The 12,423-nt window shown below is 25.5% G+C and carries 11 protein-coding genes and 2 pseudogenes; 6 read left to right on the forward strand and 7 right to left on the reverse strand.

Going from position 1 to position 12,423, the window contains the following annotated elements; all coding sequences use genetic code 11:
• Positions 1-6: 6 nt before the first annotated feature.
• Positions 7-525, forward strand: a complete 519-nt coding sequence (gene tpx / locus CAQ16704_RS06220) for a thiol peroxidase (protein ID WP_039667373.1) — start codon at positions 7-9, stop codon at positions 523-525.
• Here the strand turns inward: tpx and CAQ16704_RS06225 are convergent.
• The 4 genes from CAQ16704_RS06225 to waaF form a co-directional block, all read right to left on the reverse strand.
• Positions 522-1,907 (reverse strand): replicative DNA helicase, encoded by a 1,386-nt coding sequence (locus CAQ16704_RS06225; RefSeq protein WP_039667374.1) that lies wholly within the window; start codon positions 1,905-1,907, stop codon positions 522-524. The two genes, tpx and CAQ16704_RS06225, sit on opposite strands and share 4 nt — an antisense overlap.
• Positions 1,908-1,919: 12 nt before the next feature.
• Positions 1,920-2,822 (reverse strand): cysteine synthase A, encoded by a 903-nt coding sequence (gene cysK / locus CAQ16704_RS06230; RefSeq protein ID WP_039667375.1) that lies wholly within the window; start codon positions 2,820-2,822, stop codon positions 1,920-1,922.
• Between the two features lie 96 nt (positions 2,823-2,918).
• Complete coding sequence (locus CAQ16704_RS06235; RefSeq protein ID WP_039667376.1) at positions 2,919-3,221, reverse strand: HU family DNA-binding protein; 303 nt, start codon at positions 3,219-3,221, stop codon at positions 2,919-2,921.
• A gap of 91 nt (positions 3,222-3,312) precedes the next feature.
• Entirely contained in the window at positions 3,313-4,227 is a 915-nt protein-coding gene (waaF, locus tag CAQ16704_RS06240) for a lipopolysaccharide heptosyltransferase II (RefSeq protein ID WP_039667377.1), read from the reverse strand.
• A gap of 59 nt (positions 4,228-4,286) precedes the next feature.
• On the opposite strand from waaF, the gene CAQ16704_RS06245 reads away from it, so the two are divergent.
• Both CAQ16704_RS06245 and CAQ16704_RS06250 read left to right on the forward strand, forming a co-directional pair.
• On the forward strand, positions 4,287-5,111 hold the full coding sequence (locus CAQ16704_RS06245) for a glycosyltransferase family 2 protein (protein WP_039667378.1): 825 nt from the start codon (positions 4,287-4,289) through the stop codon (positions 5,109-5,111).
• Positions 5,092-5,973: a TcdA/TcdB catalytic glycosyltransferase domain-containing protein gene (locus CAQ16704_RS06250; RefSeq protein ID WP_039667379.1), complete on the forward strand. Its 882-nt coding sequence runs from the start codon at positions 5,092-5,094 to the stop codon at positions 5,971-5,973. The genes CAQ16704_RS06245 and CAQ16704_RS06250 overlap by 20 nt, the downstream gene beginning before the upstream one ends.
• Before the next feature lies 1 nt (position 5,974).
• Here the strand turns inward: CAQ16704_RS06250 and CAQ16704_RS06255 are convergent, their stop codons facing one another.
• Positions 5,975-7,102, reverse strand: coding sequence for a glycosyltransferase family 4 protein (locus tag CAQ16704_RS06255; RefSeq protein ID WP_039667380.1), 1,128 nt, complete (start codon positions 7,100-7,102; stop codon positions 5,975-5,977).
• 65 nt (positions 7,103-7,167) lie between these two features.
• On the opposite strand from CAQ16704_RS06255, the gene CAQ16704_RS06260 reads away from it, so the two are divergent.
• Positions 7,168-8,112: a glycosyltransferase family 2 protein gene (locus tag CAQ16704_RS06260; RefSeq protein ID WP_039667381.1), complete on the forward strand. Its 945-nt coding sequence runs from the start codon at positions 7,168-7,170 to the stop codon at positions 8,110-8,112.
• Positions 8,105-8,344 (forward strand): annotated as a pseudogene (locus tag CAQ16704_RS08630) (glycosyltransferase family 2 protein); the annotation flags it as partial. The gene CAQ16704_RS06260 and the pseudogene CAQ16704_RS08630, both read left to right, overlap by 8 nt.
• A gap of 699 nt (positions 8,345-9,043) precedes the next feature.
• Here CAQ16704_RS08630 and CAQ16704_RS06270 read toward each other — a convergent pair.
• Complete coding sequence (locus CAQ16704_RS06270; protein ID WP_039667382.1) at positions 9,044-10,213, reverse strand: glycosyltransferase family 2 protein; 1,170 nt, start codon at positions 10,211-10,213, stop codon at positions 9,044-9,046.
• 57 nt (positions 10,214-10,270) lie between these two features.
• Between CAQ16704_RS06270 and CAQ16704_RS06275 the strand changes: the two genes are divergently transcribed.
• Positions 10,271-11,263: a polysaccharide biosynthesis protein gene (locus CAQ16704_RS06275; RefSeq protein WP_039667383.1), complete on the forward strand. Its 993-nt coding sequence runs from the start codon at positions 10,271-10,273 to the stop codon at positions 11,261-11,263.
• Here the strand turns inward: CAQ16704_RS06275 and CAQ16704_RS06280 are convergent.
• A pseudogene (locus tag CAQ16704_RS06280) lies at positions 11,247-12,420 on the reverse strand (glycosyltransferase family 2 protein). The gene CAQ16704_RS06275 and the pseudogene CAQ16704_RS06280 overlap by 17 nt on opposite strands.
• Between the last annotated feature and the right edge of the window lie 3 nt (positions 12,421-12,423).

Raw genomic sequence — 12,423 nt, forward strand, 5'->3', positions numbered from 1 at the left:
AAAAAAATGACAACTATAATGTATAAAGAACAAAAAATAGAACTTATAGGGGAAGAAATAAAAGTTGGTGATATAGCACCAAAAATCACTCTAAGAACAAAAAATTTAGCACCTATAGAGATAGCACCAGCTGGTAAAACACAAATTATTTTAACATTTCCTAGTTTAGACACACAAATTTGTTCTAAACAAGCAAAAGAAAGCAATAAAAGATTAGCTAATATGAAAAATATAGAAGTGATAATAGTTAGTATGGACTTACCTTTTGCAATGGATCGTTTTTGTGCAACTGAAGGAATTAATAACATTATTGTTGCAAGTGATTTCGCATTCAAAGATTTTGGTAATAATTATGGAGTTTTAATTTCTAATAGTATTTTTGCTGGACTTTTAGCAAGATCTGCTTTTATTATTAAAGATGGAAAAGTTGTATATAAACAAATCGTGGAAGAATTAATGGGCAAAATTGATTTTAAGGATATAGAGCTTTTTATGCATAAAAACTATGGTTACCCTTTGAACTAACCTTCAAAGTTTGTAACCACAAAATTTTCTTTTGGAGTTTCGATAAAACAAGATTTTTCTTTTAAAAAAAGTAAATCTACATGTCCCACAGGACCATTTCTATTTTTGCCCACAATAAGCTCAGCCTTTTCTTGTACAGGATTTGGCATAAATTTTCTTTCATAAGTTTTTCCTTCATTTTTTGCCTTATTTTCTCTTTCTTTTTCTTCTTGTTCTCTATAAATTTCATCTCGATATACAAATAAAATGGTATCTGCATCTTGCTCTATAGCACCACTTTCTCTTAAATCACTAAGCATAGGACGTTTATTTGCTCTACTTTCTAATGAACGATTAAGTTGAGAAAGTGCTACTACTGGCATATTTAATTCTCTTGCTAAAAGCTTCAAACCTCTTGAAATTTCACTCACTTGCAAATGTCTATCACTAAAAGCAGAATTACTCATCATAAGTCCGATATAATCTACCACACAAAGTTCTACACTCTCATCTTGTGCTTTAATTTTTCTTAAAATTGAACGAATATCTGCTATACTTGCATAACCACTATCATAAATATAAAGATTTTTTTGTGCATATTCATTACAAGCATCACCTACCCTACTCCACTCATCATCATTTAAATCTGCTGTAAGAATTTTTTGCAAAGGAATAGAGGTTTTTGCACTAATTAACCTATGCATGATTTGAGTAGCAGGCATTTCTAATGAAAACATTACAACACCTTTATTTTGTCTTAGTGTTTTTTCTATAAAATTTAAACAAATAGTTGTTTTACCCATACCAGGACGTGCAGCAATAATTACAAGATCGCCTGCTTTAAAACCTTTTGTCATTTTATTAAGTTCATTAAAACCTGTATCAAGTCCTAAAATATCTTTATTTTCAGCTTCTTTTTGTTTTTTAAATTCTTCCATAAGTTCAGACATAACCATAGTCATATCCTTAATGTTATTGCTATTAACACGATTTGTAAGATTAAAAATCTCTTTTCCAATTTCATCTGAAATTTGGGAAACATTTTTATCTTCATTTACTCTTGTAGGTATAGTATAAGCAAAATTTAAAAGTTGGCGTCTTATGGATTTTTCTCTTAACTCATATGCATATTTACTAACATCTGCAATAGAAGTAGTAGCTAAAACTTCAGCCAAAACCTGCTCATCTACTCTTTTATGCTTTCTTATAAAACTTGCACTTATAGGTTCCCCCGCATTTACACAAGCTAAAATCGCTTTATAAATATCTTGATGAGCCTTAAGTGAAAAATCATTAACTTCAATATCCGAAGAAATACTAAAAAAAGAATCCTCACTATATATACAAGAACTTAAAATTGCTCTTTCAAGATCTAAATCAAAATGCTCATTATTTTGACTCATACATACTCCTAATTATAAATTTGCAAATAAATCTGTAGATAAATATCTCTCGGCTGTATCATTTAGCATAGTCAAGACTTTTTTATCAGGGTTTTCTAAAGCAATTTTTCTAGCCATATATACATTTGCACCACTTGAAATTCCTGCCATTATACCATTTTTGCCAAGTTCTAAAGTTGTGTTAATAGCATCTTCATTGCTTACACAAACTATCTCATCTATAATTTCTTGATTTAAAATTTTAGGGATAAAATTTGCTCCTATACCTTGAATTTTATGGCTTGCAGCTGTATTTTGGCTCAAAAGTGGCGAAGCTGTAGGCTCTAAAGCTATGATTTTGATATTAGGATTGTGTTCTTTTAAAATTTCTCCTACCCCGCTAATAGTTCCACCTGTACCAAAACCTGCTACAAAAATATCAAGTTCAGGTAAAACTTTCAAAATTTCTAATGCAGTATTTTTCCTATGTGCATTTTTATTGTCTATATTTTCAAATTGACTTATCATAAATGAATTTGGAATTTCTTCTAAAAGCTCATTAGCTCTATCCAAAGCACCTTGCATACCTTTGCTAGCTTGAGTTAATTCTAATTTTACTCCAAAAAAACTCATCATTTTTCTACGCTCCATACTCATAGATTCAGGCATAGCAATAATAAGTTTTAATTTCAAACTTGCACAAATCATTGCTAAAGCTATACCAGTATTTCCGCTTGTAGCTTCTATAATAGTAGTTTCTTGGTTAATCTTACCTCTATTTAAAGCTTGTTTTATCATCTCTACAGCAGCTCTATCTTTTATAGAATGACTCGGGTTAAAATATTCACACTTGCCATAAAGATTAGACGCAAATTCTTTTAAAGAGATAATTGGAGTATTACCTATACAATCTAAAATGCTATTATAAACTGGCATGTTTTTCCTTATACGATGTTTTAAAAACAATACCAAAATAAAACTAAGAGTTATATAAAAAGAAAAACGCAAAAGTTTTAACTTTTGCGTAAAGGGTTATTTTTTAGCTTTTTTAGCAGCTTTAGCAGCCGCAACTGCATTTTTAAGATTTTTACCTACTTTAAATTTAGCAACTTTAGTAGCAGGAATTTTGATTTTAGCACCAGTGCTTGGTACTCTAGCTTCTCTAGCAGCTCTTTCAGCTACAGAAAATGTTCCAAAACCAATAAAGCTAATGCTATCGCCTTTAGCTAATACTTCAGTAATAGTAGCAATTACCGCATCAGTAGCTGCAGTAGCGTCTTTTTTAGTTAGCCCAGAAGTTTGAGCAACTTGAGAAATAAAATCTGCTTTAGTCATAAAAAGCTCCTTGATTAAAATAATGATTTTCAAAGTTTAACACATTTATCAATCTTTTGCAAGAGTTTTTATTTAAAATGTAATAAATATATTAAAAAAATGTTTTTGCTAAATTTATAACTATTTTAGGTTTTAAATCTTTCATACATTTGTGATGCTCTAAGGGGCATTTTTTTTGCATACAAGGCATACAAGCTAGATCAAGATGAGCTATTTTAGCATTTTCTTGCCAAGGTGATGTTTGATTAAATCTAGTAGAACCAAAAATAGCTACCGTTTTTACCCCATAAGCTGCACCTATATGCATAGGACCGCTATCATTTGTGATGAGTAAATCAAGCATAGAAATATTTTTACATAAAGTAAAAATACTTGTTTTTCCACAAAGATTTTTAACTTTAATACCTTCATTTAAAAGCATATTATAAATTTCTTCACAAATTTCTCTTTCACTTTCTACCCCAAAAATTAAAATTTGATGTGTAGAACTAAACGCCTTTGCAACTTCTGCAAAATAATCTGTTTCCCATCTTTTTGCACTTCCAAAATGTGCACCTGCATTTATACCTAGAATTTTTCGAGTAGTTTTTGCTTTGATAGGAAGTTTTAAATCATTTGAGTTTGCTTTAAAGTCTAAAGATTTTTCTATAAAATTTAAATATTTTAAAACTTGATGTTCCTCTTTTAAAATCTCTTTATTAAAACAAAACCTTTTTTTTGTTTTAATTAGTTTTAAAATAATCTTACTTGAAAATGCTGAGCGAAATGAAAATGCTAAATCAAATTCACCGAGCATTGCTCTAGCCTTTAAAATTTGACTGAATCTTTGTTTTTTATTTTCTACTAAAACTTTTGAATTTTTAAAATGTTTATAAAGTCCTACACTCACAAATGAGCCATAAAAGGTAAATTTAGCCTTAGGATATTTTTCTTTTATAGCATAAATAGCCGCACTAGCCATAACAGCATCACCAAGCCATGTAGGAAGATTAATAAAAATATTCATAAATTTTCCTTATAAATATAAAGATATAATTTTATCATCACTTTACTTAAAGAGTTAATATGAGTCAAATTTCTATCATACTACCAACTTATAATGTAGAAAAATATATAGCTAGAGCATTAGAAAGCTGTATAAACCAAACTTTTAAAGATATAGAAATCATTGTAGTAGATGACCTTGGCAATGATAAAAGCATAGAGATAGCTAAAGAATATGCTAGTAAAGATGATAGGATAAAAATCATACATAATGAAGAAAATTTAGGAACTTTTGCTAGTAGAAATATAGGTGTATTAAATGCAAAGTCAGATTTTATAATGTTTTTAGATCCTGATGATTATTTAAAACTTAATGCATGTGAGCTTGGACTTGAAATAATTAAAAATGTAGATATGGTAGTGTTTGATGCGTATGTACATAGAGTGAAATTTAAGAAATTTTATAGGTTTAAACAAGATGAGCTTTTTATAAAAGATGAATTTTTGGAATTTTTACTTAAACAAAAGCATTTTTGCTGGAGTGTTTGGGCAAAAGTATATAGAAAAAATTTGATTTTAAAAAGCTTTAAGCATGTTGATTTTAAAGAAAGACTTTGTTATGGGGAGGATGTGCTTTTTAATTATATAAATTTTATGTTGAGTGAGAGTTTTGTTGTATCGCAAGAATGTATATACCACTATGAATTTAATGAAAATGGTAGATATGAAAACAAAAATAAAGAAATTTTATGGCAAAATTACGAACATAAAAAGCAAAGTTTAAAACACATTAAAAAATTAGCTAATATTTTTCCATATAAGTATTTTAATGAAAAAATATTAGACATTTTAGAGAAAGAAAATGTAAATTTAAAAAAGAGGGTTTATGAAACAAGAAATCAGTAGTTTTTGGTATACACCTATAGGTTATAAAGGAATAGGATTAATGGAATTATTGTCTATAAAATCTTTTTTAGATAATAAATATAAATTTAAACTTTATACTTATAATTTAGATGATAGAATTTTTAATAAATTAAATGAAATTTTTGATAATTTTGAGTTAAAAGATGCAAATGAGATTATACCATTAAAAAATTATTTTAGTGATGATAGAGGAGCTGGGGTAGCTGCTTTTAGTGATTATTTTAGATTTAATATGCTATATAAGATGGGCGGCGTATGGGTAGATCTTGATATGGTTTGTTTAAATCAACAAGATCTTTCTCAAGAATTTATTTTCTCTCAAGAAATTGATGATGATGAAACAAAACCTAGAATTACAACTTCATTTTTAAAATTTCCAAAAGGAAGTGAATTTGGAGCATTTGTTATAAAAGAAGCAAATGAAATTATAAACAATCAAAAAACAATTCAATGGGGTGTGATAGGACCGTGTTTTTTAGCAAAGCAAGTAGAAAAATATAATTTGAAAAATTTTACTTGGAATTACAAAATGACTCACCAAATTCCATGGTGTAATGTAAAAGATTTTATAAAAAAGTCTGAATTTGACAAAACCCAACCATTTTTACATTTATATTCAGAAATGTGGAGATCTCATAAACTTAACAAAAATCATTTTTATAAATATGGTATTTATGGTGAATTGTTAAAAAAACATCAAATTGACATTTTAGCCAAAGAAATAGATTTTACTTTTTCATTTAAAGATAAATATCATATAATATTTTCTATGCTTTATCATACAAACTACTATATAAAACACCCAAGAAGAATATTTATAAAAAGCAATAAAAAAAAATAATCTATGTTTTCGCAATCAGTTTTTCCCATTTTTTCACAATAACTTCTTTACTGAATTTTACTTTTACTATATCCTTTGCACCCCCCCCCATAGTTTTTCTTAAACTTTCATCATCCATTAAAATGCAAAGTTTTTTTGCGAATTCTTTTAAATTTCCATCATTTATTAAAAATCCACTTTTTTCATTTTCTATTAATTCACTTGGACCTGTGTTTATATCAAAAGATATTATAGGCAAAGCATAAGAGCTTGCCTCTAGTAAAACCATAGGAAAACCTTCATAATGACTACACATCACATAAGTACTAGCATTTAAATATTCTTTCTCTATGTCTTTAGTAAAAGCTTTTAATATAATTGAATTTTCTAAATTATTTTCTTTGATTTTTTCTTCTATGGTATTTTTTAAATCACCTTCGCCAACTATAGTTAAAGTCCAATCTTGATATTTTTTATTTTTTTGCACCAAATTCCAAATTTCTATAAGTCTTAAAAAGCCTTTTTCATCATTTAATTCAAATCTTCCTATACTTAAAACATTTTTTTGTTTATAATCGTTGCTTTTTTCAAGGATAGAAGGGATAAAATTTGGTATAACTTGTATGTTTTTATGGTATTTTTTCCATTCATTTATTTGCTTGTTAGATAAAATAACTAAAGTATTAAAATATTTTAAATTTTTTAATAAATCTTTTGAATAATATATAAAATTTCCATGCATAATTTGAATAGTTTTAACTTTTTCAAAATTTTTTTGATTGAATAAAAAATAATTATTGTTAATTATAACATCGTATTTTAAAGAAAATTGTTTTATTTTTTTATTTTGAAAATATATTTGCATTCTTTCATAAAAATACTTATATTTAAATTTTAGTTTAAACAATAAATATAATAAAACATTATATTTATATTTTCTATATATGTCTTTGCTTGTATATTTTTGCTCTTTATCGTTTAAAAAATATACATTAATTTCTTTATCAACTTCAAAAAATAATTCATTTTTTTTATATACGCTAAGTATATCAACTTGGTGTGTTTTTGATAAAGCATTTGCTAGATTGCTTACAACTCTAGCTACACCACCTTTCAAAGTAATATCTATATCCATAATTAATATTTTCAATCTTATCTCCAAAAAATAAAAAATATAATATAATTTTATTATAAAAATTCAAAACAAGGTTTATTGTGTCACAAATTTCTATCATACTGCCAACTTATAATGTAGAAAAATATATTGCTAGAGCATTAGAAAGTTGTATTAACCAAACTTTTAAAGATATAGAAATCATTGTAGTAGATGATTGTGGAGACGATAAAAGTATAGATATAGCAAAAGAATATGCTAGTAAAGATGAAAGAATAAAAATAATACATAATAAAGAGAATTTAGGATTATTAAAAGCTAGATATGAGGGAATAAAAATAGCTAATTCTTCTTATATCATGTTTTTAGATCCTGATGATTATTTAGAACTTGATGCTTGTGAAGAAAGTAATAAAATATTAAAAAAAAATAATGATTTAGATTTTATATGGTTTAACTTTATATATCACACACAAGATGGTATCAAAAAAGATACATTTTTAAAAGATCATTTTTTTACAACAACTGATTATTGTCAATATATTTTAAATCAAAAAAATATTTGCCATTGGAATATTTGCTCAAAAATCATCAAAATAAACACATATAAAAAAGCTTTTGCTTATATAGAAAATAATATAAAACTGACAATGGCTGAAGATGCTTTATTGTATTTTTTTATAATTTTAAACTCCAAAAAAATAGCTACTAGTTCGTTGCATATATATTATTATTTTCAAAATCAAGAAAGTTCTGTTAATACAAATAATATAATAGAAATTCAAAAAAACCTAAATGATGAAGAAAAAGTCATTAAAATTTTATCTTCATTTTTAAAATCCAATATCAATATAAATAAAAATATATTTATATTTTTAAAAACTATGATTATACAACTAAAAATGAATTATTTAAATAGAGAGATAAAATATAACAGATTAAAATATTGTTATATTATATATAAATACAAAAAAATTACTAACAAAATTTTACAAAAATACTATAAAATTATTATTTTTTTAATCTTAAGGATACACAATGAATAATCCTTTAATTTCCATCATCATACCAATTTACAATGTAGCTCCATATTTAAAAGAATGTTTAGAAAGTGTTATCAATCAAACTTATAAACACTTGGATATTATTTAGTAGATGATGGAAGCAATGATGAAAGTTTAGATATAGCCTTAAAATATCTAGATAAAGATGAAAGAATATTTTTAATTTCTAAGGAAAATGGGGGTTTGAGTTCAGCTAGAAATATGGGATTAGAATTTATAAAAGGTACTAAACTTAGAAGCTTTTTTGAAAATAATAAAGAACAAGACATAATCTCTTTTACTTCAACTCATACTTTTAAAAAAAATACAAAACAAATTAGCAAAGAAACTATTAACTCAAATTTCGAACAAATTCAAAGCAGATATATAAAAACAAATATAGAAAATATAAACGATCTTTTGGTTCAAGAACTACCAGATTCTATAATTCATTTTTTAGATTCTGATGATTATTTTTTAAATGATTGTATAAAACTTTGCATAAAAGAAATGATTGAAAAAAATATATATTTGTATGCATGGTTTTGATGAATACCATGAGCGTAATTCTTACTTTTTAAAAAATCCTCCAACCAACTTGATGTTAAAAAGTGATAAAGTATTTTTTGATAGCGGTATAAAATTATTACAAAAAAACAATTTTCTTCAATTTTATTTTGCTTGAAAAAGAAAATACTTTTTTAATGATTTATAGAATTAGACAAGACTATAACGATATCCAAAATACTCTAATACAAAAATTCGACAATCAAATGTTTTTTTAAAATCATCAAAAATTTATCTATATTTTATAGCACAAAAAAATAGTAAAAGATCTTCTAAAAATCTACAATAGTCATATATGTACTTAAAAAATTATTAAATTATATTTTATAATCAGATTGTAATTATATACCTAAAAAAAATAATCTTGTTATTTAATAAAACTTGATAACAATCTAGTTATTTTATATGTAATTTTTGACATTTTATAAGGATTTAAATCTTTGAGTTTTTCTTGAACATATAAAGGATCTTTATTAAATTTTTCAACTTTAAAAGCATTTTTGATGTAAAAATATAAAATAGTATCTTTTAACGCTGAAGAAATTTTCCTTTCATGGTAATTTTCTATAAATCGTACTAATTCTAAACTAGTTTGTACCCAACTAGCGTATTTAAAATACTCTTTTGCTAAAGTCGCATTTTCATCAAAAGCAACAAATATATCCTTAAAATACGGAAGTATATTATCTTTAGTAATTTTTTTATCTTGATTTGTCAAAGAATTAGCACGAATTCTATAATAATAAAATACTTTAGGAAAAATATAAATATTCTTAGCTTGTGAAAAAAGCAAAATTCCAAATAAATGGTCTTCGGCAAAAATACCATCTTTAAATTTTAATTTTATATTTTTAAGAAAGTGAAAATTTATCATACCACTCCATGCAAATGCAAAATCTTTCGTTTTACTTTTTCGAAGATATATTAACCACTGTAATGGACCAATTAGACACTCTTGTTGAATATTTATATCTTTTAAGCGGCTATTATGTTTTAAAAAATTTATTTTTATATCATATTTCTCAATACAATCAAACCACAACACATCCACCCCATCCATTCTAGGTACACATTCTTCTATGCAGTTTAATTCCCAATAATCATCAGAATCTAAAAAGATAATATAATCTATAATAGGATAAGTAAAGCTTGTTAAATCTTTTTCATTATTAAAAGCTTTATAGCTTTTATATATAGTATATATTTCATAAGGATTATTACCTTCTATATTAAATTCTATTAAAGAATTTTCTTTTATAGTTTTTGTTTTATTTTTAAGTTTATATTCTCCACTAAAAAATTCTATACCTACATTTCTAGCACTACTTAAGCCACCATTTTTCTTATCAAAAAGAGTGATTCTTTTATCTTTTAGAGTATATTCTTTTGCAATATTGAGTGAATTTTCATCTGTACTACCATCATTTACAAGTATGATTTCTAAGTTAGTATAGCTTTGATTGATTACACTATCTAAACATTCTTTTAAATATTTTTCTACATTATATATGGGGATTACTACGCCTACGGTTTTCATGTATATATAACCTTCATTATTTTTGATATTATATCAAAAAACTTTTTAGGAATATATATGCAAATACACCACAACCACTTACTTTATAATAATTTAACAAAAAAACTAAGTTCGTTTATACCCATAAAATCAACAAGAAGAAAATTAAGAAATCATATCCAGTATAAGTTAGAACACCCTAAAGTAGCTCATTATCTTTCAAACAACTATATCAACTCTTTTTTAGAAGGAAAAATTCCACAATTTTCTTTTGAAAAAAAATACCATTTTAAAAATGATAAAATCATTTGGCAGTTGTGGTACCAAGGTAAAGATCAAACTTCTTTAGCTATACAAAAATGCTTTAAGTCTATACAAAAACATATGGGAGATGAATACACAATCATTATACTAGATAAAGACACTATAAAAGATTACCTTGATTTTCCACCATATGTTATAGAAAAATTAGAAAATAATTTTTTTGGAGAAAAAACCATAACTTTTTTTTCAGATCTTTTAAGGGTTAGTTTGCTTGCAACCTATGGTGGAATTTGGTGTGATGCAAATATTTTTTTGAGTGATAAAATTCCGCAAGAGTTATGTAAAAAAGATTTTTTCGCTTTTGAGAGATCAAAAACAAAACCAAATAAAGAAAGATTAAAAAAGCTAGCAAAAAGTGGATATTTTTCTTATGGATATTTTAATTGGAATGAAGATTTTAAAGTTAAAGTTTTAAGTAGCTTTTTAATAGCCAAAACAAATAATGATTTTATAAAAGCTTTACAAGATATATTAATATTTTATTGGAAAAATGAATCATCTAATATAAATCATTATTATTTTGCCCTGCATGTTATCTTTGAACTTTTAAAAGAATATGGCTTTGCAAATGATACCTATAAAAATATGAGTGATATAGAGTGTCATTTACTACAATTTAACGCGAAAGAAAAATTCAATCCAATTCTTTGGGATGAAATTCAAAAACAAAGTTTTTTACATAAACTCACGCATTTTAAGTCTATAAAAAAAGATTCAATGATAGATAAAATCATCTTACAAAGTTGATTTTATCTAAAAACACCTTTTATTTTTTGCCAAATTTTCCAAAGATCATAAGGAAGTTTTGTTTGGATAAAAGGTTTGATTATAGGTAATTTTTCCTTTAATTTCAAAGGATCTTTTTTAAATTTTTTAATCATCAAAGCCTTTTTTACATAAAAAGGCAAAAAGATTTCCTTTATAGCTTGAGAATTTTCACTTTTTTGTTCTTTAAAAAATTCTATCAACTCTAAAGCTGTTATCATCCTACTTGCTGCTTTTAAATAGTTTTTTGCCTCTTTAGCGTTTTCTCCAAAAAATTCATATAAGTCTTTAAAGTACTCTGATACATTTGCCTTTGTAACTTTCTTATCATGATTTGATATACTATTTGCTCTCAAACGGCACAAATACAATCTTTTTGGCAAAATGTAAATATTATTAGCACTAGCAAACAAAACCATACCAAAATGAATATCTTCATTGATGATTTTGTTGATAAATTTAAGTTTTAATTGTTTTAAAAATGAAAAATCTATCATACCACCCCAGCTAAATGAAATATCTCTAGAACCAACTTTTATAGCCTGCTTAGCATAGTCTCTTGGAGTGATAGTGCATTCTTGAGTAAAATTAAATATATTCATCCTTGTTTTTTGACCCTTATCTTCTATACCATCATCATAAATACAAGCATGATCAAACCATAATACGTCTACATTTTGCATTCTTACAACACACTCTTCTATGCAGCTTAACTCCCAATAATTATCAGAATCTAAAAAGATAATATAATCAATCTTTGAAATTTCTAATTTATCATCTACTAAAGCATTTTTGTACTTATAAATTTTATAAATATTTTGTGGGTTATTGCCAACAATCTTAAAAACATTTAATTCATTTTCTTTTTCAATATATTGTGTTTCATATTCACCATAAAAAAATTCTATACCTGTATTTCTAGCACTACTTAAGCCACCATTTTTCTTATCAAAAAGAGTTATTCTTTTATCTTTTAGAGTGTATTCTTTTGCAATATTGAGTGAGTTTTCATCTGTACTACCATCATTTACTAGTATGATTTCTAAATTAGTATAAGTTTGATTGATTACACTATCTAAACATTCTTTTAGATATTTTTCTACATTGTATATGGGGATTACTACGCCTACTTTTTTCATGCT

Source organism: Campylobacter sp. RM16704 (genome assembly GCF_000816245.1).
Taxonomy (GTDB): Bacteria; Campylobacterota; Campylobacteria; order Campylobacterales; family Campylobacteraceae; genus Campylobacter_D.